Genomic DNA, 23205 nt, shown 5'->3' on the forward strand with positions numbered 1-23205 from the left:
GGTGTCTGGTCTTCGAAAAGATCTGGGGTATGGGGTTCGGTTGCGGACTACTTGAGGGACTTCCGCAACGCTGCGAGACGTCCCGCTCCGCTGCCGTCGATCACCTCGTCGCCCACCCGGACGACCAAGCCGCTGAGGAGTTCAGGATCGACCTCCACGTGAACCGTCACCGGCTTCCCGTAGGTACGGGTGAGGGTGGCGGTCAGCCGATCCGACTGCTCACTGGACAGCGGTGCAGCGCTGCGCACCTTGGCGACAACCGCCTTCCGCTGTGCTGCTGCCAGATTCGACAGTTCGTCGAAGGCGTCCGCGGGTGCGGAGTTCTTCAACCGGCCCACTGCCTGGGTCGCCAATGCCTCGGAGACAGCGGTGACCTTGCCGTACAGCAGCTTGGAGAGCAGGTCACGCTTGCCCTTCGCCGGTACGGAACGGTCGGACAGTGACTGCTCGAGCTTCGGGTCACCGGCAACGATGCGGCCGAGGCGGAAGAGCTCGTCCTCGACGGCGTCGAGCTGTCCCTGATCGGCCGCTGCCTTCAGCAGCGATTCCCGACCGAGGAGCACCAGCGAGTTGAGCAGGTCGGAGGTGACGGACCAGTCCTGGCCCGCCGCCGACTTCACGACGGCGAGGGTCTCGGCCGAGACCTTGCTGCCGAACACCCGCTCGGCCAGACCTTCGCGAACGCTCCCGGTCGTCGAGGTGTCCGACAGGGCACTCCGGAGAGTGCGCTGCTCGTCCAGGATCTCGACGACCGAGAACAGCTCGGCCCCGATCTGGGCCGCGGCCGCTGTGGCTGCTCCGGCAGAGACGGATCCCAAGGCCGAAGACAACGCAGCACGGGTCTGCGTCAAGGCCTCACGGCTCGCTGCGTACATGGTGCTCACTTCCCTGCTGCGGAATTTGCGCCGATGGAGTCGAGCTCGTTCAGGAATCGATCGACGGTGCCGGCCCGCTTCACGTCGTCGGCGAGGGACTCACCGATGAGCTTCTCCGCGAGGTCGACCGCGGTGCGGCCGAGATCGGCGCGCAGTTCGGTGACGATCTGCTGACGCTGCGCAACCAGCTGGTTGTTGCCGGCGGCCACGATGCGGTCGCTTTCTTCCTGAGCCTGTGCCTTCATTTCGGCGATGATCTGCTGCCCCTGGGTGCGCGCGTCCTCACGGATCTGCGCAGCCTCGGTGCGAGCTTCGGCGAGCTGAGCGCGGTACTGCTCGAGCGCCGCCTTCGCTTCGGCCTGGGCCTCTTCGGCCCGCTTGATGCCGCCGTCGATCTGCTCGGTTCGCTCGGCAAGGACCTTCTGGAACATCGGAAGGACGTACTTCCAGAAGACGAAACCAACGATGACCAGGCAGACGATCGACCAAACGATGTCATACGTCGCGGGGAGGAGAGGGTTGTGGCTCTCTTCCTCTGCCGCGAGCAATGCGATGTTGGCTGCCATGTGACGGTCTTAGAAAATGAAGCCGGCGACGAGGCCGATCAGCGCGAGGGCTTCGGTGAAGGCGATACCGAGGAACATCGTGGTACGAACCTGTCCGGCCATCTCGGGCTGGCGGACCATGCCCTCGATCGCCTTACCGACAACGATGCCCACGCCGATGCCGGGGCCGATCGCGGCGAGGCCGTAGCCGATGGCTCCGAAGCCCTTCGCCGTGGTGGTGGTCTCGACCGCTTCCTGTGCCAGGTACGCGAGGCTCATGGTGTTTCGTTCCCTTTCTGTTGACCTCCACCGTGTTCGGCGAGGCTCAGTTCTTGGTGTAGCTGGTCGTGAAGCTTTGTGGTGCTCAGTGCGAATCCGCGTGCAGCGCCAGATCGATGTACACCGACGTGAGCAGCGCGAAAACGTAGGCCTGCAGGAAGATCACCAGCAGTTCGAAGAAGGTGAATGCAATGCCGGCGGCAAGCGAGGCCACACCGAACACGGCCTGGAACCCACCGGAGACGAAGAAGAAGTACTGGGTGGCGCTGAAGAACAGCACCAGCAGGATGTGGCCGGCCAGCATGTTGGCCATGAGACGAACCATGAGCGTGAACGGCCGGAGGACGAACGTCGAGATGAACTCGATCGGCACGAGCAGGAAGTGCAGCGGAAGCGGCACACCCGGGACCACGATGCTGCTCTTCACGTACTTGAAGAAGCCGTACTTCTTGATGCCGACGTAGTTGAACACGATGTACGCCAGGGCGGCGAGCACGAGCGGCATGCCGATTCGCGCGTTCGGCGAGATGTTGATGAAGGGGATGATGCTGCCGAGGTTGCTGGCGAGCACCAGGAAGAAGATGGTGGTGATGACCGGCAGGAAGCGCTTGCCCTGCTCCTTGCCGAGAATTTCTTCCGCGATGTTGATCCGGACGAAGTCGAGCGCGATCTCGCCGATGTTCTGGACACCGCGAGGAATGATCTTCGGGCTGCGCATCGCGATGACGAAGAAGAGCATCATCAGCGCGGACAGCAGGATGCGAACCAGCATCAGGCGGTCGAGTTCGAACGGAGTCCCTTCGAACAGGACCGCGGGCGGGAAGAAGTCGTTCAGGGAAGGCGCGTGGAATTCTTCCGCGGCCACGTTGATGACGCTCAGCGTTCTCTCCCGTAGTCGGTCCGCAGCCTTCGTTGACTGCGGTTCGATCGGACATTGACGATCAAACAAGTCGACAAGCTCGACTCGCGTATTCGTCAGCTGCTGCGGACTGTTCGAGTCCAGCGTCTGTCGGTGTCGGCGACTCTCGTCGACTCGGCGGCCCTGGAAGTGCGGCCACCTACAAGCATGCAATACCGGCGAGTAACTGACTCGCACTCTCATTGCTCTCGCTTGACCCAGACCTTAGCAAGTCATCTACGACGTTGTGTAGACGGGGTCGGGGTCGATTCAATTTTACTACATCTCGTAGTACTACTTATCGTCCGAATCGGACGATCCACCGTCGTCCGACGGCGTGGGTTCGACGTACGGCGCCTTGGTGCCGAGCACCCCAAACGTTTCCGCTCCGAGCACGATGACCAGCGAAAGCACCATGACCAGCACCAATGCCGTCTTGTCGTAGAAGTCGAGCGGTTTGAGGACGGCGAGGACCGTGATCGCGAGGATCATCTTCAGCAACCAGGTACCGAGCAGTACCGCTCCCGCCGTCAGCGCCGGGAGCTTCGCGGTGAACAGCACACCGAGCGCGGTGCACAGGATGAACCCTCCCCCGACGGCCGCACCGAGAAGTGCCCCGTACAGGCCGGGCTTGCCCGCGACGAGAAACGCGACGATCGAACCGACCACTGCCAGCACGATCAGCCCGAGAACTCCGTAGCGGACGGCAGCCCGCAACGACGCGGTGTGATCAGGGGCGGAGGCAGGGGTGAACGTCACGGTCGCCAAGGGTAGTGGATCTTCGCCGGTCCGCGGCAACCCTCCTGTCAGCCCCGGCGGTCGTGCTGCTGTCCGCGAATCGACGGGACAGCCGTCACGACCAGCGCGAACACGAGGCCTCCCGCCACCAGGAGCACGACGACGCGACGGTCGAACAGGGCCGAACCGACCGCGCCGAACGCCAGCACACCGACCCACAAGTAGATGAGCAGCACGACTCGACGATGCGAGTGCCCGATCTGCAGGAGCCGGTGGTGCAGGTGCATCTTGTCGGGGCTGAACGGGCTCACCCCGGCGCGGGTTCGCCGGACCACAGCCAGCAACAGGTCGAGGATCGGAATGAACATGACCGCACCGACCAGCAACAGCGGAGACAGCAGACCGAGCAGGTCGCGGGTGCCGTACGCGGTCAACGGAATGCGACCGGACGCGCTGGTGGAGATGGCGGCGAGCATCAGCCCGATCAGCATGGAGCCGGAGTCACCCATGAAGATCTTGGCGGGCTGGAAGTTGTGCGGAAGGAATCCGAGACACGCACCCGCCAGCGCGGCGGCGATCAGAGCGGGCGGATAGGCGCTGACGTCGCCACCCTGATCGTGCAGAAGCCCCACCGAAAACACGCAGATCGCCAGCGAGGAGATCAGGCCGAGGCCCGCGGCGAGGCCGTCGAGGCCGTCGACGAAGTTCATGGCGTTCACCATCACCACCGCGACACCCACGGTGACGAGACCGGCCTGGAGCTGGTCGAGGATGACCGTGCTGCCGTCCCCGAACGGCATGTAGACGATGAACCAGCTCACACCCATCACGACGAGGATCCCGGCCGCGGTGACCTGGCCGACGAACTTCGTGAGCGCGTCCAGGCCCCAGCGGTCGTCGACGACGCCCACCAGCACGATCACGAATCCCGAGACCAGGGCCGCGGGGATGTCGGAGGTGAACTCGAAACCCCTGGTGAGCGCCGGTAGCTGTTGCGCGAACAACAACGCGACGAGCATGCCGAGATACATACCGACCCCGCCGAGGCGCGGAGTCGGGGTGACGTGGACGTCCCGGTCCCGCGGCACCGCCACCGCGCCGAACCGCAGCGCGAACAGCCGCACGGCTCCGGTGGCGAGGTAGGTCACCACCGCGGCCGTGAAGAGGACGAGCAGGAGTTCACGCAGCGGGACACCCGCGCCCCCACCTGCTTGGGCCAGCACCACGCCGGCCGACTCGGCAGCACTCACTGGGCGGACAGACTCTCCGCCGTCACTCCGAGCACGTCGGCGACATCGCCGGTGGGCACTGCGCCCACACGCAGGATCCGCGGGGCCGCGCCGGTGAGGTCGACGATGGTCGAGGCCTGCCCCTGTTCCGCCCGGCCACCGTCGAGATACACGCTCGCCGATCCGCCGAGTTGCTCCCGGGCTTCCTCCACCGTCGTGGCGGGCGGGCGCCCGGAGACGTTCGCACTCGACACCGCGAGCGGTCCGACCTCACGCAGCAGTTCGAGGGCGACCGGATGCAGCGGCATGCGCAGCATCACCGTGCCCCGGGTGTCGCCGAGGTCCCACGCCAGCGAAGGCGCTTGTTCCACAACGAGACTCAGCCCGCCGGGCCAGAACGCCCGGATGAGGTCGCGCGCCTGCGGGCGCACGCTGTACACCAGGCCGTCGATCGTGTTCCATGAACCGACCAGCACCGGCACCGGCATGTCGCGACCGCGCCCCTTGGCCCGCAGGAGGGCAGCGACGGCCTCGCTGTCGAAGGCGTCCGCGCCGATTCCGTACAGGGTGTCCGTGGGGAGCACGACGAGACGCCCGGCCTTCAGCGCATTCTTGGCCGCACTCAGTCCGGCGGAGCGTGAATCGGGAAGGCCACAGTCGTAAACGGTACTCACCGGTTCATTCTTTCACCCTCGGATTCGGCCCCTGCACGCTGCGCCTCGATATCCGTTGCGACGCGGCGGGCCACGACGAAGCGCGGCTTCCCTGCCAGGTCCGGGTGCTCCGCGACCTCGCCGAACACCCGGCGGGACGCGAACAGTGCCGCCACGTCGGACCCGTTCGAGTCGTCGTGCTCGATTCCCACCGCTCCCCCGATGCGCAGCCAGCGCGCGACGTTCGAGATCATCGGCTTGATGACGGACAGACCGTCCGGTCCGGCGAACAACGCGCTGTGCGGATCGTGGTCGGCGACTTCGGGTTCGAGTTCGACGCCCTCGGGGATGTACGGCGGATTCGCGACGATCAGGTCGACCCCGCCCTCGAGTCCGGCGAGCAACGTCCGGTCGGTCACGTCGCCCTGGTACAGCCGGATCGGCGCGTCACCTGCCTGTTCACGGGCGTCGGCGTTGCGCCGGGCCCACGCGAGAGCATGCGGTTCCAATTCGACGGCGTGCACGACGGCGTCGGGGCGGGCGTTGGCGATCGCCAGCGCGAGCGCGCCCGACCCGGTGCACAGGTCGAGGACAACCGGCGGATGCTGATCGCAGCTTCCGAGGAACGCGAGCGCCCACCCGAGCAGCAGTTCCGTCTCGGGGCGCGGCACGAAAACGCCGGGGCCGACCTCGATGTCGATGTCTCCCATCGCGGCCGTACCGAGGATGTACTGCAACGGAATCCGTTTGGCCCGCTGATCGACCATCTTCTTGTAGGCGTCGATCACCGACTCGTCGACGAGCGGGACGAGCCCGAGCCGGGTCCGCTCCACCCCCAGCAGGTGTGCCGCGAGCAGTTCGGCGTCCGCACGGGAGCTACGCACCCCGGCCTCGTCGAGTTGCGCGGTTGCGTCGATCAGGGCCAGGCGAAGAGGAAGGCGACTCACAGGTACAGACTGCCACGCGGCCCGCCGTCCGGTGGCGCGGTCCCGGCTTCGCGGCTACTCCGCGGCGAGCCTCGCCTCACGGTCCGACTTGCCGAGCGCGTCGAGGAGGGCGTCGAGTTCGCCGTCGAGGACCGCGTCCAGGTTGTGGGACTTGAATCCGATCCGGTGATCGGTGATGCGGTTCTCCGGGAAGTTGTAGGTGCGGATCCGCTCGGAGCGGTCGACGGTGCGCACCTGGCTCTGCCTGCCCGCCGACGCCTCCGCATCCGCGGCCTCCTCCGCCGCAGCCTGCAGCCGGGCGGCGAGCACCTGCATGGCGCGGGCCTTGTTCTGCAACTGCGAGCGTTCGTTCTGACAGGTCACGACGATGCCGGTGGGCAGGTGCGTGATCCGGACCGCGGAGTCGGTGGTGTTGACACCCTGACCGCCCTTGCCCGAGGAGCGGTAGACGTCGATGCGCAGATCGGTTTCGTCGATCTGCACCTCCTCCACCTCTTCCGGTTCCGGGTAGATGAGGACACCGGCGGCGGACGTGTGGACACGTCCCTGCGATTCCGTCACGGGCACGCGCTGCACACGGTGGACGCCGCCCTCGAACTTCAGCCGCGCCCAGACCCCGTCACGCACGTCACCCTTCGACTTGATCGACAGCGTCGCGTCCTTGTATCCGCCGAGGTCGGAGACGGTCGCGTCGAGGATCTCGACGCGCCAGCCGTGACGCTCGGCGTACCGGACGTACATCCGGGCCAGGTCGGAGGCGAACAGCGCGGATTCCTCGCCGCCCTCGCCCGACTTCACCTCGAGCACGACGTCGTCACCGTCGTGCGGGTCGCGGGGGGCCAGAAGGTCGGTGAGGGTCTTGTCCAGTTCGAGTACCTGCTCCTCGAGGGCGGGCACCTCGGCGGCGAAGCTGGAGTCGTCGGCAGCGAGTTCACGCGCCGCGTCCAGATCGTCCTGCGCCGACTTGAGCCTGGTGTAGGTCGCCATGATCGGCGCGAGCTCGGCGAATCGCTTGCCCGCCTTGCGGGCCGCGGACGCATCGTTGTGCAGGGCCGGGTCCGCCAACTGCTGCTCCAGGCCGGCATGTTCGGCCAGGATGTCGTCGATGGCCGAAGGCTGGGTGGTCCCTGCCATGATTCGCTCCGCTCTGCGTTCTTCTCGGGAATGGGCACAAAAAAGCCGACGCCCGGCCTGCAATTATCGCAGGACGGGCGTCGGCGGAACAGCTAGGACTCTGCAGATTCCTTGGCTGCGCCCTTGCCGGCACGCTTGCCGTAGCGAGCCTCGAAGCGGGCGACACGTCCACCGGTGTCGAGGATCTTCTGCTTGCCGGTGTAGAACGGGTGGCACTGCGAGCAGACCTCGACGTTGATACGCCCGGTCTCCTTGGTGCTGTGGGTCTCGAAGGTGTTGCCGCAACCACAGACCACGGTGGTGGCCACGTAATTGGGGTGAATGCCTGACTTCATGGTGTCCCTTTCAATGGTCGCCGGGTCGCCTTCGCCGTTCGAAGACGTGAACCGGAACCGGACTCAGCCGCTCAGTATGCCAGATCGCAGGTTCGCGATCCCAATCGGCATTTGTGCTTGCGGTGTGGTCAACGCGGGTGGTCCGCGTTTTGTTCCACGGTGATTCCGGGGGAAACAACGGGGCCCGGCGACCGAAGTCGCCGGGCCCCGCTTCGGGTCGATGATCAGTCGTCGATCGCGCCCGGAGCAGTCTTCGACACCTGCATGAGGAACTCGAGGTTGCTCTTGCTCTTCTTGAGCCGGTCGATCAGCAGATCGATGGCCTGGTGCGAATCGAGTCCGGAGAGCACGCGCCGGAGCTTGTGCAGCACCGCGGCCTCGTCCGGGCTGAGCAGCAGCTCGTCCTTACGTGTGCCCGAGGGGTTCACGTCCACGGCCGGGAACACGCGGCGTTCCGCGATCTTGCGATCGAGCTTCAGCTCGGCGTTACCGGTGCCCTTGAACTCCTCGAAGATCACGGTGTCGCCGGTGGAACCGGTCTCGACCATGGCCGTCGCGATGATCGTCAGCGAACCGCCGTTCTCGATGTTGCGCGCAGCACCGAGGAAACGCTTCGGCGGATACAGCGCGGTCGAGTCGACACCACCGGACAGGATGCGTCCCGACGCCGGCGACGAGTTGTTGTACGCACGGCCGAGGCGGGTGATCGAGTCGAGGAGGACGACGACGTCCTTACCCGCCTCCACCAGGCGCTTCGCGCGCTCGATGGCGAGCTCGGCGACCGAGGTGTGGTCTCCCGGCGGACGGTCGAAGGTCGAGGAGATGACCTCGCCCTTCACCGAACGCTGCATGTCGGTGACCTCTTCGGGACGCTCGTCGACCAGCACGACCATGAGGTAGCACTCGGGGTTGTTGGTCGCGATGGCGTTCGCGATGGCCTGCAGAACGCTGGTCTTACCGGCCTTCGGCGGGCTCACGATCAGCGCTCGCTGTCCCTTGCCGATCGGCATCACCAGGTCGATGACACGCGTCGTCAGGATGTTCGGCGTCGTCTCCAGACGCAGCCGCTGGTTCGGGTACAGCGGGGTGAGCTTGCCGAACTCGGGGCGCTTCTTGGCCGCTTCGACATCGCCGCCGTTGACGGTGTCGATACGGACCAGCGGGTTGAACTTCTGCCGCTGGTTGCCCTGGTCGCCCTCGCGGCCCACCCTGACGGCGCCGGTGATGGCGTCGCCGCGACGGAGACCGTTCTTGCGGATCAGGTTCATCGACACGTAGACGTCGTTCGGTCCGGCCAGGTAGCCGGAGGTCCGCACGAACGCGTAGTTGTCGAGGACGTCCAGGATGCCCGCGACCGGCTGCAGGACGTCGTCCTCGCGGATCTCGGTCTCGCGGGCGTCACCGCCGCCGCCTTCACCGCGGTCGCGTCCACGACGACGTTCGCGGAAGCGGCGTCCGCGGCGTCCGCGACCGCCTTCCTCGTCGTCGCCGGGCCGGTTGTCGTTGGTGCGCGGTCCGTTGCCACCCTGGCCGCGGTCGCCGCGGTTGTCACGATCCCCCCGGTCGCCGCGTTCGCCCCGGTCACCGCGGGTCTCGCCACGATCACCACGGGTATCGCCGCGCTCACGCCGGTTGCGGTCGCCGCCCTGCTCGCCGGAGCCGTCCTGCTTGGCCGGCTTCTCGGCGGCGTCCTGACGGTCTTCGGCCTGCTTGCGCTCGGCCTGCTGCGTGTCGGTGGCAGTCGCCGAGGCGGTGTCCTGGGCGTTTCCGCCCTGGTCACCCGGCTCGGGAGCGCCCGCCCGACGTGCGGAGCCCCGGCGCTGGCGGCCACGACGTCCGCCTTCGGCGGTGTCGGTGTCGGCGGCGGCGCCGTCGCCCGTCGCGGTTTCGGCCGTCTTGGGCTCGGCGGCCTTCTCGGCGGGCTCCGCCTGCGGAGTCACTTCGAGTTCGGTTTGAGCGGACTGTTCGCGCTTTGCGCGCGTTGCCCGGGTCCGAGGAGCGGTTTCGGTCGCGGCAGCGGCCGGGGCCGCAGAGCCGCCCTGACGCTCCTTGATCGCGGCGATCAGGTCGCCCTTGCGCATCCCCGAAATGCCCTTGATGCCCAGCTCACCTGCGAGAGAGCGGAGCTCGGTGAGCACCATTCCGGACAGCCCGGCACCTCGGCGCGCGTCGGCGCGCTTTGTGGAGGCCGTCACTGATGACGCCTGTGTAGAGTCGCCTGCCTGCGCGCCAACGGTATCCACCGAGGAGGCGCGCACAGGAGCGGCGATGAGGTCCGTATCGGTCACGGAGGTCCTTTCCTTCCCTCACTCGCGCTGCGCTGAGTCGAGGGTTCGTCCCGTAATTCGGTTTCGAGTACCGAATTCGGATGTGCCGTACGTAGTTGCATGTGAAGAACTGCCGGCTTGCCCGCCATCACATCACCCTTGAAACAGGCGCGTACTCGCAATCCCTACACGACAGATAGTGCGGAGGATCGTGCCAGGAGCCGTCAACCCCGATTGACCTGGAGTAATTGCCCTGGTGAAGCACCGGCGTCTGATGCGCACGATGTACGGACAGTGCCCAGGATAGCTGTGAACGCCCGTAGGGGCAAGGAGACGCCCCTACGGCGTGTCAGCTGGTCCGGACGCCGTCGGCTACGTCCAGTTCGAGAACCTGCAACCCCTCGGCCTCGGCCTGTGCTCGAAGTTCCACGGGGAAAGGCTCCGTGGTCAATGCGAGGACGGTCGGTCCGGCTCCCGAGACGGTGGCGGCGATACCCGCCTTCCGGAGGACGGCGATCCATCGCGTCGTCAGCGGAAGGGCCGGAGCGCGCTGCGTCTGATGCAGTCGATCCTCAGTGGCCGCCATGAGGAGGTCGGGACGCTCTGTGAGCGCGACCACAGCGAGGGCGCCGCGGCTGACGTTGAACGCGGCATCCCGGTGGGGAACCGTCTCCGGCAACAGACCCCGCGTGTGGGCCGTCGACGAACGCTCCCCCGGAACCAGAGCGACGACCCGGATCGCGGGGTGCACCTTCAGCGCGACGGCCGAGTAGATGTCGGTGGCCGCGGGCGCCCCGTCGGCCTGCTCACCCGCGCAGCTCCACGACACGACGGCGCCACCGAGCACGCTCGCCGACGCGTTGTCGGGGTGCCCTTCGAATTCGGACGACAGCTGGACGAGCTGATCGAGCGACAGCCCGAGTTCGGGGTCGAGCTTGATTGCGAGGCCGTTCGCGGCCGCCAGCCCGCCGACGACAGCGGAGGCGGACGACCCCAGACCACGCGAATGGGGTATCACGTTGCGGCACACCACATCCAGACCGTCAGCCCACACGCCGGCCGATTCCAGGCCGCGTTCGATCGCCCGGACCACGAGATGGGACGGACCCCACGGCACGTCGTCGGCACCCTCGCCCTCGACCCGGATGTTCAGCCCCGAAGCCGTGGTCGTCACGGTGATCTCGTCGTACAGTCCGAGCGCGATGCCCAGCGTGTCGAAACCCGGGCCGAGGTTGGCGCTCGACGCAGGCACGCGGGCGGTCACGGTGAGGCCCGCGGGGAGGGTCTGTGTCATGGCGGCGGTCTGGTCCTGCGGCGTGGTGGGCGTGGGAGCCCCCACTACGCCAGCTCGAGGGCCGAGGCGACAGCGACAGGGTCGACCGGGATCGGTTGGACCTCAGGCATACCCGCCAACGCCGTGTCGGGGTCCTTGAGGCCGTTACCGGTGACCGTGCAGACGACGGTCAGCCCGGAGTCCAGCCAGCCCTCCTTGCGGGCGGCGAGCAGGCCCGCGACGCTCGCGGCCGACGCGGGTTCGACGAAGACCCCTTCGGTCCTGGCGATCAGCCGGTACGCCTCGAGGATCTCGTCGTCCGTGGCGGCCCGGAAGGCGCCGTGCGACTCTTCCTTGGCGGCGACAGCGCCGTTCCAGGAAGCGGGCGAGCCGATGCGGATCGCGGTCGCGATGGTCTCCGGGTCCTTCACCGGCGCACCGTGGACGAGCGGCGCCGCGCCCGCGGCCTGCACGCCGAGCATGCGGGGCTTCACGCTGGTGAGGCCGTCCGCGTAGTACTCGGAGTACCCGCGCCAGTAGGCGGTGATGTTGCCGGCGTTGCCGACCGGGAGGGCGTGCACGTCGGGGGCCTTGCCGAGGGCGTCGCAGATCTCGAACGCCGCGGTCTTCTGACCCTCGATGCGGACGGGGTTGACCGAGTTCACGAGCCCGATCGTGGGGAATTCCGCGGTGGTCTTGCGGGCCAGTTCGAGGCAGTCGTCGAAGTTGCCCTGCACCTGGATGATCCGCGCACCGTGCATGACGGCCTGCGCGAGCTTGCCCATCGCGATCTTGCCCTGCGGCACCAGCACGGCGCACGTCATCTTCGCCTTGGCGGCGTACGCGGCCGCGGAAGCGGACGTGTTACCCGTGGACGCGCACAGGACGGCCTGCTGGCCGCGGGCCAGCGCATCGGTCACGGCCATCGTCATGCCGCGATCCTTGAACGAACCGGTGGGGTTGAGCCCCTCGACCTTCAGGTAGACGTCGCAGCCGGTGATCTCCGAGAGGTGCCCGGCGGGCAGCAACGGGGTGCCGCCCTCGCGCAGGGTGACCGTCTTCCAGTTCGGCCCGATGGCGAGGCGGTCGCGGTAAGCCTCGATCAGCCCCGGCCAGGGGGTGTGAACGGGATTACGGGTGCCGGTCATTGTTCGGTGCCTTCCAGTCGCAGCACGCTGGTCACAGCGGTGACGAATTCGAGTTTGCTCAGGGCCTCAACGGTTTCCGACAGGGCAGAATCCGTCGCGACGTGGGTCACGACGACGAGGCGGGCGCCGTCGCCGGCACCTTCCTGCCGCACGGTCGAGATGCTGACGCCGTGCTGCGAGAATTCGGCAGCCACCGCCGACAGGACCCCGGCCTTGTCCGCCACCTGCATGTTGACGTAATAGCGGGTGGGGATGTCGCCGATCGGCGCGATCTTGAGCTTGGCGTACTTGGACTCGCGCGGTCCGCGGCCACCGTTCACCTTGTTACGCGCGGCCATCACCAGGTCGCCCATCACGGCCGACGCGGTGGGGGCGCCGCCGGCGCCCTGACCGTAGAACATCAGGCGCCCGGCGTTCTCCGCCTCGACGACGACCGCGTTGAACGCACCGTTGACCGAGGCCAGCGGGTGCTCCAGCGGCACGAGCGCCGGGTAGACCCGCGCGGAGATCCGCTCCTTGCCCTCGGGGGTGGTGATCCGCTCGCAGATGGACAGCAGCTTGATCGTGCAGTCGAGGGCGCGAGCCGAGGTCAGGTCGGCAGCGGTGATCTTGGAGATACCCTCGCGGTACACGTCGGCGGCGGTGACCCGGGTGTGGAACGCGATCGACGCGAGGATGGCAGCCTTGGCCGCGGCGTCGTAGCCCTCCACGTCGGCGGTCGGATCGGCCTCGGCGTATCCCAGGCGTCCGGCCTCGGCGAGGGTCGCGGCGTAGTCGGCGCCGGTCTCGTCCATCGCCGACAGGATGAAGTTGGTAGTCCCGTTCACGATTCCGGCGACCTTGTTCACCCGGTCGCCGGCGAGCGACTGGATGAGCGGGCGGATCACGGGGATCGCACCGGCAACGGCGGCCTCGAAGTAGAGATCGACGTTGTGCAGTTCCGCGGCCTCGGCCAGTTCACCGGTGTGATCGGCGAGGAGGGCCTTGTTCGCGGTGACGACGGACTTGCCGGAGTTCAGCGCCGAGAGAATCAGCTTGCGGGGCAGATCCATGCCCCCGATGACCTCGACGACCAGGTCGACGTCGTCGCGGGCCACGAGGGACTCCGCGTCGGTGGTCTGCAACTCCTCGGGAATTCCGCGGTCCTTGCCGGGGCGGCGGACGGCCACTCCACGCAGTTCCAGCGGGGCGCCGACGCGAGCCTCGAGGTCTTCGCTGTGCTCCCGCAGGATGCGCACGACCTCACTCCCGACGTTGCCGAGGCCGAGGACGGCCACACCGATAGCGCGATGCGCCGATTCGCTCGTCACTCTTGTACCTCCAAGCTCAACAGGTCTTCCACGGTTTCCCTCCGGAGGATCACGCGCGACTGTCCGTCGCGCACCGCCACCACGGCAGGGCGGGCGAGCAGGTTGTACCTGCTCGACATCGAATAGCAGTATGCACCGGTGGCCGCGACGGCGAGCAAGTCGCCGGCGTCGATGTCCTCGGGCATCCAGGTGTCGCGGATCACGATGTCACCGGACTCGCAGTGCTTGCCGACGACCCGGGACACCACCGGCGCCGCGTCGCTGACCCGCGAGACCAGTTTGGCCTCGTACTCCGCCTGGTACAGCGCGGTGCGGATGTTGTCGCTCATTCCGCCGTCGACGCTGACGTACCGGCGGGTGAGGTTGCTGCCGACGGTGACGTCCTTGATGGTGCCGACCTCGTACAGCGTGACCGTACCCGGTCCGGCGATCGCGCGGCCGGGTTCGACGGCCAGCGTGGGCTCGGGCAGACCGGCGAGCGCCGACTCGTGGCGCACGATGTCGCCGAGTTTGGCGGCGAGCTGGTCGACGGGCGGCGGGTCGTCGGTGGGGACGTAGGAGATTCCCATGCCGCCGCCGAGATCGATGATCGAGATCTGGGCGGTCTTGTCGACGCCGAATTCCGCGACGACGTCCCGCAGGAGCCCGATCACGCGGTGCGCGGCCACCTCGAAGCCGTCGACGTCGAAGATCTGCGAGCCGATGTGACTGTGGAGACCGACAAGTCGCAGGTTGTCTGCGGCGAAGACCCGCCGGACCGCGTCGATCGCCTTACCGCCCGCGAGCGAGAACCCGAACTTCTGATCCTCGTGGGCGGTGGAGATGAACTCGTGGGTGTGCGCCTCGACTCCGACCGTCACGCGGATCAGGACGTCCTGCACCACACCGGCTTCGGCGGCCACCTTGTCGAGGCGGTCGATCTCCGTGGCGGAGTCGAGCACGATGTGCCCGACCCCGGCCGACACGGCGGCGTTGAGCTCGGCGACCGATTTGTTGTTGCCGTGCATGGCAATTCGCCCCGCAGGGAACCCGGCGTGCAGCGCGACCGCGAGTTCGCCGCCCGAAGCGACGTCGAGGGACAGGCCCTCGTCGGCGACCCAGCGGGCGATCTCGCCGCACAGGAACGCCTTGGATGCGTAGTGGACCTTGGCCGCCGGGCCGAACGCACGGGCCATGTCGCGGCAGCGGGACCGGAAGTCGTCCTCGTCGACGACGAACAGTGGGGTGCCGTACTTCTCGGCGAGTTCGGTGACCGGGATGCCGGCCAGGCTCACGACTCCGTCGTCGGCGCGGCGCGCGTTGCGCGGCCACACGTCCGGAGACAGAGCGGCGAACGCGGCCGCATCGGCGGGACGTTCGGGCAGACCGGGCGCGTGCAGTTGCTCGGCGTGCTTGGGACCGGCGGGGTGCGCGTTCACATCTGCTCCGGTGCGCTGACGCCGAGCAGGGCGAGACCGTTGGCCAGGACCTGACGGGACGCGTCGCACAGGGCCAGGCGCGCGATGTGCAGCGGGCCGACCTCCTCGTCGCCCTGGGGCAGGATGCGGCAGGCACCGTAGAACCGGTGGTAGGCACCGGCCAGCTCCTCGAGATACCGCGCGATGCGGTGCGGCTCACGTAGATTCGCGGCGCTGGTCACGACCCGCGGGTACTCGCCGAGGGTGCGGATCAGATCGCCTTCCTGCTCCGCGATCAGCAGCGAGAAGTCGGGATCCGTGACGGCGATGCCGAGGTCGGCGGCGTTGCGGGCGATGGCCGACAGCCGGGCGTGCGCGTACTGCACGTAGTACACCGGGTTCTCGTTTCCGGTGCTCGTCCACAGCTCGAGGTCGATGTCGATGCTCGAATCCACCGAGGACCGGATCATGGCGTACCGCGACGCGTCGACGCCGATCGCCTCGACCAGGTCGTCCAGGGTGATGACGGTGCCGGCGCGCTTGCTCATCTTCACCGCGACACCGTCGCGGACCAGGTTCACCATCTGGCCGATGAGCACCTCGACGGTGTCGGGGTCGTCGCCGAACGCGGCCGCGGCCGCCTTGAGCCGGCCGATGTACCCGTGGTGGTCCGCGCCGAGCATGTAGATGCACAGGTCGAAGCCGCGGGAGCGCTTGTCCTGGAAGTAGGCGATGTCACCGGCGATGTACGCCGCGTTGCCGTCGCTCTTGATGACGACCCGGTCCTTGTCGTCGCCGAAGTCGGTGCTCTTGAGCCACCAGGCGCCGTCCTCCTGGAAGAGGTTGCCGGAATCCTTCAGCGTCTCTACGGCCTTCTCCACCGCGCCGGACTCGAACAGCGAGTTCTCGTGGAAGTAGACGTCGAAGTCGACGCCGAACTCGTGCAGGGTGCGTTTGATGTGCGCGAACATCAGGTCCACGCCGATGGACCGGAACACTTCCTGCTGCTCGCCCGCGGGCAGGTCCAGCACGTCGGGACGCTGCTGCTGCACCTGGGCGGCGATGTCGGCGATGTAGGCGCCCGCGTATCCGTCCTCGGGGGCGGGCTCCCCCTTGGCGGCGGCGATCAGCGAGCGGGAGAACCGGTCGATCTGGGCGCCGTGGTCGTTGAAGTAGTACTCGCGGGTGACCGCCGCGCCCTGGGTCGACAGGATGCGGCCCAGCGCGTCGCCCACCGCGGCCCAGCGGGTTCCACCGAGGTGGATGGGGCCGGTGGGGTTCGCGGACACGAACTCGAGGTTGATCTTCTTGCCGTCGAGAGTGTGACCCGCCCCGAAGGCGGCACCCGCCTCGAGGATCTTCGCGACGATCGCGCCCTGCGCGTCGGCGGCCAGGCGGATGTTGAGGAAGCCCGGGCCCGCGATGTCGGCGCTGTCGATGCCCTCGGCGGCGGTCAGCGCGTCGGCGAGCCAGCCGGCCAGCTCACGCGGGTTGGTACCGACCTTCTTGGCCACCTGCATCGCGACGTTGGTGGCGTAATCGCCGTGCTCGGGATTGCGCGGACGCTCGACCGTGAGAGTTTCGGGAAGCACGGACACGTCGAGTCCGCGTTCGGCGAGCACTTTCGCGGCGGTTCCGCGGAGCAGTTCGGCAAGGTCAGCTGGAGTCACAGGTATCTATCCTATGGCCAACGCGTCCCGAGCGGTGATCCGGCTTCCCGCGAGTCCCGGCGACCGCCGGCGAGCGTGGGCCCGGCCACTCTCCCAGGTTGCGCTCAGGGTGGGTAAGTAGAGTGGGATCGCCCTGAGTCCCGGCTCTCAGCTCCCGGTCACCGGGGTCGAGCGCCCGTAACCCACACACCGAAAGATCACAATCGATGCCAAGCGGTTCGGAAAGTCGCGGTCCCGATAAGAACTCGGGCGCGAAGTCGGCGAAGGCCATCAAGGCCGCCAAGAAGAAGAGCGGCGGCGCGAAAGTCAAGGGCGGCGCGTCCGCTCCGCGGAACATCCCGTGGCTGACGATCGGCGCCGGAGCGGCCGTTCTCGCACTCGTGGCGGTTCTCGCGATCAACCTGGTTCCCAAGTATCAGGCCAAGGAAGAGGCCGCGAAGTACGCGCCGAGCGCCGAGAACCCCGATCCGTCGGTCAACATCGACGGCGTCGTGAAGGTCGACTATCCGGCAGGCATCCACATCCAGCCGACGCAGCGCGTCGCGTACGACCAGTCGCCGCCGTTCGGCGGCCCGCACGACGCCATCTGGGCGACGTGCACCGGCACGGTCTACCCGAACGCGATCCGCACCGAGAACGCGGTGCACTCGCTCGAGCACGGTGCCGTGTGGATCGCCTACAACCCGGACGAGCTGTCCGCCGACCAGGTCGAGACGCTGAAGGACAAGGTCGACGGCGAGACGTACACGCTGCTGTCGCCGTACCCGGGCCTCGACAGTCCCGTCTCCGTGCAGTCGTGGGGTCACCAGTTGAAGGTGGACAGCGTCGACGACGAGCGAATCGACCAGTTCATCACCGCGCTGCGGATCAACAAGAACACCTATCCCGAGGTCGGCGCGAGCTGCTCGTCCATCCCGGGCTCCGGTTTCGACCCGGACAACCCGCCACCGTTCGACCCGTCCACGCCGGGCGCGGACGCGGTGCCGATGGACGGTGGCGGAATCAGCCCCGACCAGTCGGAATCCGGCGGCGCGGGAGCGCAGCTGCCGAGCGGCATGCAGCTCCCGAGCGACCTGCAACTGCCGTCCGATCTGCAGCAGGCCCCGGCCGAGGGCGGCAATGGCTAGTTCCGCCGATCCCGGGCACGGACCGGAGACCGATTCCGTCGACGAGGCGGCCCCGGCCCGGCCAAGTCAGCGCACAGCGCTGCTGGTCATCGGGCTGATCGGCGCCATCGCCCTCGGATTCGCGCTCGGGTTCCTCGCCCGGCTTCCGCTCGAGGACTCCGGCACCCCGGTTCCCGAGGCCGGTTCCGTCGATGTCGGATTCGCGCAGGACATGAGCGTGCATCACAGCCAGGCGGTGGAGATGTCCGCGATTGCGCTGGCCAATGCCACCGACCCGGCGGTCCGCAGTCTCGCGTACGACATCCTCACCACACAGCAGAACCAGCTCGGACAGATGCAGGGCTGGCTCGCGCTGTGGGATCAGCCGGCCCTGCCGTCCGGCGGCTACATGGGCTGGATGGAATCCGAGCACTCGGACGGTCACACCCACGGGACCGCCGAGAACACGCACATGGAGTCGATGTCGAAGATGCCCGGCATGGCGTCGTCGGAGGACATGGCCGCGTTACGTCAGGCCACCGGCCCGGCCGTCGACGTCCTCTACCTCCAGCTGATGCTGCGGCACCACCAGGGCGGGCTCCCGATGATGGAGTACGCGGCCCAGCACGCGTCGGAAGACGCGGTCCGCAGTCTCGCGCAGACGATGGTGGACACCCAGCAGAGCGAATCGACGGTGATGACGAACATGCTCACCGCGAAGGGCGCCGCGCCCCTGCCGATGAACTGACGTCCGGCGTCACGACCACGTCCAGTCGCGCACCTCGGGCATGTCCTCGAGGTGCGCGACGACGTATTCGCCGTGCCGTTCGAGTTGCCGGAGGCAGTGATCGGCCAACTCCGTGGCACCGGCCGGCTCCCGCCGCGTGCGGCGCAGCGCGGCGAGCGCGAGGTGGTATCGGCTCATCCGGTTGAGCACGACCATGTCGAACGGTGTGGTCGTAGTGCCCTGTTCGCTGAAGCCGCGGACGTGGAAGCGGTCCGGTGCGGGACGTCCGTGTAGCAACTCGTGGACGGCGCGCGAGTACCCGTGGAACGCGAACACCACGTCCGTGTCCGCGGTGAAGAGGTCGAGGAATGTGCGCGCGTCGAATCCGTGCGGGTGCTCGGTCGGCGTGAGCAGCCCCATCAGGTCGACGACATTGACCACCCGGGTGACCAGTTCCGGGGTGTGTTCGCGCAGCAACTGCGCGGCGGCGAGAATTTCCTGGGTCGGGACGTCCCCGGCGGCAGCGAGCACGACATCCGGTTCGGTGCCCGCCGAAGACTCCGTTCCCGCCCACTCCCACACCGACGCCCCGGCCGCGCAGTGCGCGTGCGCCTCCGCAAGGGACAGGTACTGCAGGTGCGGCTGTTTGTCGACCACGACGAGGTTGACGTGATCGGTGCTGCGGAGGCAGTGGTCGGCGATCGAGAGCAGGGTGTTCGAGTCCGGTGGGAGCCACACCCGGACCACATCCGGTGCGAGCGGGATCACGGCGTCGATCATGCCCGGCCCCTGGTGGCTGAACCCGTTGTGGTCGTTGCGCCAGCAGGTGCTGGTGAGCAGGACGTTCAGCGAGGCCACCGGCGCCCGCCACGGCAGATCCACCGCATGCTGCAGCCACTTGGTGTGCTGGACGAGCATCGACACGCTCACCATCGCGAAGGCCTCGTAGCTCGCGAACAGTCCGTGCCGCCCCGACAGCAGGTACCCCTCCAGCCATCCCTCGCAGAGGTGCTCGCTGAGCACCTCCATCACCCGGCCGCGGGCCGCCAGTCCGTCGTCGTAGTCGGTGACCGGCAGCTGCCAGCACCGGTCGGTCACCTCGAAGACGGCGCCCAATCGGTTGCTGGACGTTTCGTCGGGACAGAACAGCCGGAAGTATCCACCGCCGTCTTGTGTGGTGGTGGCGGCATAGAGGTCGCGGAGCAATTCGCCGAGTACCCGGGTGGTCTCGTGGTGGGTGGTGCCGGGTTTCTCGATGGGGAGCGCGTACTTCTCCAGGGGCGGGACGGGAAGATCCGCGCGCAGGCGGCCGCCGTTCGCGTACGGCGACGACCCCATCCTCTTGTCGCCCTGCGGCGCCAGCCGCACCAGGTCCGGCACGAGTGCGCCCGACGAGTCGAACAGTTGGTCCGGGCCGTACGACCGCATCCACTCCTCGAGTTGACGCAGATGCGCCTCGTTGGTGCGGACTCCCGACAGCGGAACCTGATGCGCCCGGTGCGTGCCCTCGACGAGCACGCCGTCGACGGTGCGCGGACCGGTCCAGCCCTTGGGGGTCCGGAGCACGATCGCCGGCCACTTGGCGGCGCTGCGCCGGTCGGCCCGTGCCTCCCGCTGAAGGTCGGAGATCGCGGTATGGGCGTCGGTCAGGGCGCGATGCAGCGCCGGGAAGACCTGCCGCGGATCGTCACCGGAGACGACGACCGGCGCCCACCCCTGACCACCGAGGAACGCTTCGACGTCGGCGTCGCTGCTGCGGCCGTGGACGGTGGGCCCGGCGATCTTCGCACCGTTGACGTGCAGGATCGGCAGCACCGCACCGTCGCGTTCCGGGTTGAGGAATGCGGGCAGTTTCCACGACGCGGACAGCGGTCCCGTCTCCGCCTCCCCGTCTCCGATCACGCACGCCACCAACAGATTCGGGTGGTCGAATGCCGCCCCGGCGGCGTGTGCGAGCGCGTAGCCGAGCTCGCCGCCCTCGTGGATGCTGCCCGGGGTCTGCACACTGACGTGACTCGGGATGCCGCCCGGCGTCGAGAACTGCCGGCACAGCCGGTGGATACCGGCGGCGTCGCGGGACACGCCCGGATACACCTCCGAGTACGTTCCCTCGAGGTACGTGGCGGCGACGAGCGCCGGACCACCGTGACCGGGACCGGTCACGTACAGGCAGTCCGTGTCGGTCCGGCGGATGAGACGGTTCAGCAGCGCGTAGATCATCGACAGCCCCGGGCTCGTCCCCCAGTGCCCGAGCAGCCGGGGTTTGATGTGTTCCGGGCGCAGCGGTTCACGCAGAAGCGTGTTGTCCTGCAGGTAGATCTGCGCAACCGTCAGATAGTTGGCCGCCGCCCACCACCGCAGGTCCGACTCGAGGTCGGCGTCGGAATAGTGCCCGTCGGAGTCCTGCGACCCCGGCTGCCGTACTTCGGTCATTCTCGACCCCTCCCCGAGAGTTCGCGAGCGTCCACGTCCTCCCGACACTAGGCGCGTTCGGGCGTCTACCGGGGCGAGTCCACGAAGTAGGGGGACCGATTTGGTCGATCCCCCTACCTATGCGCTACCATTGGCCAGCCCAATCGGCACACCGGTTTTCCGGTGCGCCCCCGTAGCTCAGGGGATAGAGCGTTCGCCTCCGGAGCGAAAGGCCGCAGGTTCGAATCCTGCCGGGGGCACACGAAAAAGCTGCACCGCCCACGCGGTGCAGCTTTTTTCGTGCGATCATGCCGCCGCGACGCACGTACGAACGGGACGCTCGTTCGATCTGACGCAACGGCCGTCCCGTTCGTCCGGGACGGGCCGCGGGTCGTCGCCGTGCCCCCTCTCGCTCGTTCCGTGCTCCGACTGTGTGACGTGCCGTTCAGCGCGTTCCCGACATCCCGCCGTCGACGGGGATCACGGTGCCGGTGAGGTACGCACCGGCACGTGAGGACAGGAAGATCGCGGTGCCCGCGACGTCTTCCGGGGTGCCGACCCGGCCGAGCGGAACGGCACCCTCGATCGCATCCTTCCGCTCCGGATCGTCCAGGATGAAGGCCATCATCTTGCTCGGGAACGGTCCCGGTGCAATGGCATTGACGGTGATCCGTTCGGCGGCGAGCGTCGCGGCGAGCTTGCGGGTGAGCATGTGCACCGCGGCCTTGCTCGCCCCGTACGAGAAGTTGTCGGTGCCGGACACGACGAGTCCGTCGATCGACCCGATGTTGATCACCCGGCCGGGGTCGTCGTCGGTCGCCGCGGCCCGCAGACTCGGCAGCAGCGCCTGGGTGAGCATGAATACGCCCTTGACGTTGATGTCGAAGATCTTGTCGAATCCGCCGGCGGGGAACTCGTCGACCGGCGCACCCCACGTCGCGCCGGCGTTGTTGATTAGAACGTCGAGACGGGGCGACACCTCGGCGACCCGTGCGACGAGGCTCGCGATCCCTTCCTCGGTGGACAGGTCGGCGGGATGCGCGTGGCACGTCCCCGGCCCGAGTGCGGACAGTTCGGCGGCGGCCTTCTCGCACGCCTCGGCCTTGCGGGCGGAAATCACAACGGTCGCGCCGGACTGCACGAATCCCTGCGCGATCATCCGGCCGATACCCCGCGAACCGCCGGTTACCACCACGGTCTTGCCCGCGACGTCGAACAGTGAACCTGCATCCATGTGCATTCCTCTCAGGGTTGGAAGACGAGGCGGCCGACGGTGCTGCCGTCGCCGAGCCGGCCGAGGCCGTCGGCCACGTCCGCGAGCGACAGCCGCTCGCTGATCAGCGGCCTGATGGCGCCGGAGTCGGCGAGGCGGGTCAGTTCCTCGTGGCAGTCGGCGATCGCCTGCTGGTTGTACTGCTTGTACAGGCCCCAGTGCAGTCCGATGATGGAGTAGTTCTTGATCAGGGCGTGGTTGAGGCCGGGTGTCGGGATGGTGCCGCCGGCGAACCCGATGATCAGGATCCGGCCCTCGAACGCGATGCACTTGGTGGACTTCGCGTAGGCGTCGCCGCCGACCGGGTCGTAGACGACGTCCGCGCCGCGTCCGCCGGTGAATTCCTTGACCAGCGGGACGAAGTCTTCGGTGCGCCGGTCGATCACCAGGTCCGCCCCCAGCCGCCGGCAGTAGTCGGCCTTGTCGGCGCCTCCGACGACGCCGATCACCTGTGCCCCCGCGGCCTTGCCCAGTTGCACGGCGGCGCTGCCCACTCCGCCCGCGGCGGCATGGACGAGCAGCGTCTCCCCCGGCTTCAGCCGGGTGCGCCGTTGCAGGGCGAACCAACTCGTCTGGTAGCCGATGCTCAACGCGGACGCCTCGGCGTCGTCGAGTGCGGACGGGGCGGCGAACGTGTCGACCTCGTCCATCACGGCCATCTCCGCGAATCCGCCGCCGGGCAGGTTCGGGTTGCCGATGACCCGGTCGCCGACGGCGAAGCGGGTGACGCCCTCACCGAGCGCGACCACCTCGCCGCACAACTCGACACCGGGCGTGAACGGCAGCGGCGGCTTGATCTGGTATTCACCGCGGCACAGCAGCACGTCGGGGAAGTTCGCCGGTGCGGCGAGGACCCGGACCAGCACCTGCCCGGGGCCTGCCGTGGGGTCCGGGACCTCCTCGAGGTGCAGTGCGGTGCGCGGCTCGCCGAGTTCGTGGACACGCCATACCTTCATGGGTTTGCTTCCTGACTGTCGTTGGTAGGGCCC

At 67.9% G+C, this 23205-nt stretch carries 21 protein-coding genes and 1 tRNA gene; 3 read left to right on the plus strand and 19 right to left on the minus strand.

From position 1 onward, the window contains the following. Nucleotides 1-47: 47 nt before the first annotated feature. The 16 genes from ROP_RS05860 to argS form a co-directional block, all read right to left on the minus strand. Nucleotides 48-875, minus strand: a complete 828-nt coding sequence (locus tag ROP_RS05860; RefSeq protein WP_043826274.1) for a F0F1 ATP synthase subunit delta — start codon at nucleotides 873-875, stop codon at nucleotides 48-50. A 5-nt stretch (nucleotides 876-880) separates the two neighbouring features. Then, nucleotides 881-1441, minus strand: a complete 561-nt coding sequence (locus tag ROP_RS05865; RefSeq protein WP_012688411.1) for a F0F1 ATP synthase subunit B — start codon at nucleotides 1439-1441, stop codon at nucleotides 881-883. Between the two features lie 9 nt (nucleotides 1442-1450). Continuing rightward, nucleotides 1451-1699: an ATP synthase F0 subunit C gene (locus ROP_RS05870; protein WP_012688412.1), complete on the minus strand. Its 249-nt coding sequence runs from the start codon at nucleotides 1697-1699 to the stop codon at nucleotides 1451-1453. Between the two features lie 85 nt (nucleotides 1700-1784). Beyond that, nucleotides 1785-2570 carry a F0F1 ATP synthase subunit A gene (gene atpB, locus ROP_RS05875; RefSeq protein WP_371851572.1) on the minus strand — a complete coding sequence of 262 codons (786 nt, stop codon included), beginning with the start codon at nucleotides 2568-2570 and terminating at the stop codon, nucleotides 1785-1787. 321 nt (nucleotides 2571-2891) lie between these two features. Beyond that, nucleotides 2892-3365: a hypothetical protein gene (locus ROP_RS05880; RefSeq protein WP_043824273.1), complete on the minus strand. Its 474-nt coding sequence runs from the start codon at nucleotides 3363-3365 to the stop codon at nucleotides 2892-2894. A gap of 38 nt (nucleotides 3366-3403) precedes the next feature. Beyond that, the gene (locus tag ROP_RS05885) at nucleotides 3404-4585 is read right to left on the minus strand and encodes a glycosyltransferase family 4 protein (protein ID WP_012688415.1); all 1182 of its coding nucleotides are present in this window, start codon (nucleotides 4583-4585) and stop codon (nucleotides 3404-3406) included. Next, on the minus strand, nucleotides 4582-5238 hold the full coding sequence (locus tag ROP_RS05890) for an L-threonylcarbamoyladenylate synthase (RefSeq protein WP_012688416.1): 657 nt from the start codon (nucleotides 5236-5238) through the stop codon (nucleotides 4582-4584). Before ROP_RS05890 ends, ROP_RS05885 begins: the two co-directional genes overlap by 4 nt. Beyond that, nucleotides 5235-6164: a peptide chain release factor N(5)-glutamine methyltransferase gene (gene prmC, locus ROP_RS05895; RefSeq protein ID WP_012688417.1), complete on the minus strand. Its 930-nt coding sequence runs from the start codon at nucleotides 6162-6164 to the stop codon at nucleotides 5235-5237. The genes ROP_RS05890 and prmC overlap by 4 nt, the downstream gene beginning before the upstream one ends. A 54-nt stretch (nucleotides 6165-6218) precedes the next feature. Then, the gene (prfA, locus tag ROP_RS05900) at nucleotides 6219-7298 is read right to left on the minus strand and encodes a peptide chain release factor 1 (protein WP_012688418.1); all 1080 of its coding nucleotides are present in this window, start codon (nucleotides 7296-7298) and stop codon (nucleotides 6219-6221) included. 92 nt (nucleotides 7299-7390) lie between these two features. Continuing rightward, nucleotides 7391-7633 carry a 50S ribosomal protein L31 gene (gene rpmE, locus ROP_RS05905; RefSeq protein WP_005252948.1) on the minus strand — a complete coding sequence of 81 codons (243 nt, stop codon included), beginning with the start codon at nucleotides 7631-7633 and terminating at the stop codon, nucleotides 7391-7393. 224 nt (nucleotides 7634-7857) lie between these two features. Next, nucleotides 7858-9921, minus strand: a complete 2064-nt coding sequence (gene rho, locus ROP_RS05910; protein WP_012688419.1) for a transcription termination factor Rho — start codon at nucleotides 9919-9921, stop codon at nucleotides 7858-7860. 328 nt (nucleotides 9922-10249) lie between these two features. Then, nucleotides 10250-11194, minus strand: coding sequence for a homoserine kinase (gene thrB, locus ROP_RS05915; RefSeq protein WP_012688420.1), 945 nt, complete (start codon nucleotides 11192-11194; stop codon nucleotides 10250-10252). A gap of 44 nt (nucleotides 11195-11238) precedes the next feature. Continuing rightward, on the minus strand, nucleotides 11239-12321 hold the full coding sequence (gene thrC, locus ROP_RS05920) for a threonine synthase (RefSeq protein ID WP_012688421.1): 1083 nt from the start codon (nucleotides 12319-12321) through the stop codon (nucleotides 11239-11241). Further along, nucleotides 12318-13631 carry a homoserine dehydrogenase gene (locus ROP_RS05925; protein ID WP_005264470.1) on the minus strand — a complete coding sequence of 438 codons (1314 nt, stop codon included), beginning with the start codon at nucleotides 13629-13631 and terminating at the stop codon, nucleotides 12318-12320. Before ROP_RS05925 ends, thrC begins: the two co-directional genes overlap by 4 nt. Beyond that, the gene (gene lysA / locus ROP_RS05930) at nucleotides 13628-15049 is read right to left on the minus strand and encodes a diaminopimelate decarboxylase (RefSeq protein WP_012688422.1); all 1422 of its coding nucleotides are present in this window, start codon (nucleotides 15047-15049) and stop codon (nucleotides 13628-13630) included. The genes ROP_RS05925 and lysA overlap by 4 nt, the downstream gene beginning before the upstream one ends. Continuing rightward, the gene (argS, locus tag ROP_RS05935; RefSeq protein WP_012688423.1) at nucleotides 15046-16698 is read right to left on the minus strand and encodes an arginine--tRNA ligase; all 1653 of its coding nucleotides are present in this window, start codon (nucleotides 16696-16698) and stop codon (nucleotides 15046-15048) included. The genes lysA and argS overlap by 4 nt, the downstream gene beginning before the upstream one ends. 206 nt (nucleotides 16699-16904) lie before the next feature. On the opposite strand from argS, the gene ROP_RS05940 reads away from it, so the two are divergent. Both ROP_RS05940 and ROP_RS05945 read left to right on the plus strand, forming a co-directional pair. Then, nucleotides 16905-17825, plus strand: a complete 921-nt coding sequence (locus ROP_RS05940) for a DUF3105 domain-containing protein (RefSeq protein ID WP_012688424.1) — start codon at nucleotides 16905-16907, stop codon at nucleotides 17823-17825. Then, the gene (locus ROP_RS05945; protein ID WP_012688425.1) at nucleotides 17818-18552 is read left to right on the plus strand and encodes a DUF305 domain-containing protein; all 735 of its coding nucleotides are present in this window, start codon (nucleotides 17818-17820) and stop codon (nucleotides 18550-18552) included. Before ROP_RS05940 ends, ROP_RS05945 begins: the two co-directional genes overlap by 8 nt. 9 nt (nucleotides 18553-18561) lie before the next feature. Here the strand turns inward: ROP_RS05945 and ROP_RS05950 are convergent, their stop codons facing one another. Next, complete coding sequence (locus ROP_RS05950) at nucleotides 18562-20964, minus strand: phosphoketolase family protein (RefSeq protein WP_012688426.1); 2403 nt, start codon at nucleotides 20962-20964, stop codon at nucleotides 18562-18564. Between the two features lie 166 nt (nucleotides 20965-21130). Here ROP_RS05950 and ROP_RS05955 point away from each other — a divergent pair. Next, a tRNA-Arg gene (locus ROP_RS05955) sits at nucleotides 21131-21203 on the plus strand. A 185-nt stretch (nucleotides 21204-21388) separates the two neighbouring features. Here ROP_RS05955 and ROP_RS05960 read toward each other — a convergent pair. Beyond that, nucleotides 21389-22177 carry a glucose 1-dehydrogenase gene (locus tag ROP_RS05960; protein ID WP_043824276.1) on the minus strand — a complete coding sequence of 263 codons (789 nt, stop codon included), beginning with the start codon at nucleotides 22175-22177 and terminating at the stop codon, nucleotides 21389-21391. Between the two features lie 11 nt (nucleotides 22178-22188). After that, nucleotides 22189-23172, minus strand: coding sequence for an NADPH:quinone oxidoreductase family protein (locus ROP_RS05965; protein WP_012688428.1), 984 nt, complete (start codon nucleotides 23170-23172; stop codon nucleotides 22189-22191). Nucleotides 23173-23205: the final 33 nt, after the last annotated feature.

Source organism: Rhodococcus opacus B4, from assembly GCF_000010805.1.
In the GTDB taxonomy this organism is placed as follows: Bacteria; Actinomycetota; Actinomycetes; order Mycobacteriales; family Mycobacteriaceae; genus Rhodococcus_F; species Rhodococcus_F opacus_C.

What these genes read in the sequence shown, in the direction of transcription:
- ROP_RS05860 (WP_043826274.1), bottom strand. Translation starts at nt 875, where the DNA reads ATGTACGCAGCGAGCCGTGAGGCCTTGACGCAGACCCGTGCTGCGTTG.
- ROP_RS05865 (WP_012688411.1), bottom strand. Translation starts at nt 1,441, where the DNA reads ATGGCAGCCAACATCGCATTGCTCGCGGCAGAGGAAGAGAGCCACAAC.
- ROP_RS05870 (WP_012688412.1), bottom strand. Translation starts at nt 1,699, where the DNA reads ATGAGCCTCGCGTACCTGGCACAGGAAGCGGTCGAGACCACCACCACG.
- prfA (WP_012688418.1), bottom strand. Translation starts at nt 7,298, where the DNA reads ATGGCAGGGACCACCCAGCCTTCGGCCATCGACGACATCCTGGCCGAA.
- rpmE (WP_005252948.1), bottom strand. Translation starts at nt 7,633, where the DNA reads ATGAAGTCAGGCATTCACCCCAATTACGTGGCCACCACCGTGGTCTGT.
- thrB (WP_012688420.1), bottom strand. Translation starts at nt 11,194, where the DNA reads ATGACACAGACCCTCCCCGCGGGCCTCACCGTGACCGCCCGCGTGCCT.
- thrC (WP_012688421.1), bottom strand. Translation starts at nt 12,321, where the DNA reads ATGACCGGCACCCGTAATCCCGTTCACACCCCCTGGCCGGGGCTGATC.
- ROP_RS05940 (WP_012688424.1), top strand. Translation starts at nt 16,905, where the DNA reads ATGCCAAGCGGTTCGGAAAGTCGCGGTCCCGATAAGAACTCGGGCGCG.
- ROP_RS05945 (WP_012688425.1), top strand. Translation starts at nt 17,818, where the DNA reads ATGGCTAGTTCCGCCGATCCCGGGCACGGACCGGAGACCGATTCCGTC.
- ROP_RS05950 (WP_012688426.1), bottom strand. Translation starts at nt 20,964, where the DNA reads ATGACCGAAGTACGGCAGCCGGGGTCGCAGGACTCCGACGGGCACTAT.
- ROP_RS05960 (WP_043824276.1), bottom strand. Translation starts at nt 22,177, where the DNA reads ATGGATGCAGGTTCACTGTTCGACGTCGCGGGCAAGACCGTGGTGGTA.
- ROP_RS05965 (WP_012688428.1), bottom strand. Translation starts at nt 23,172, where the DNA reads ATGAAGGTATGGCGTGTCCACGAACTCGGCGAGCCGCGCACCGCACTG.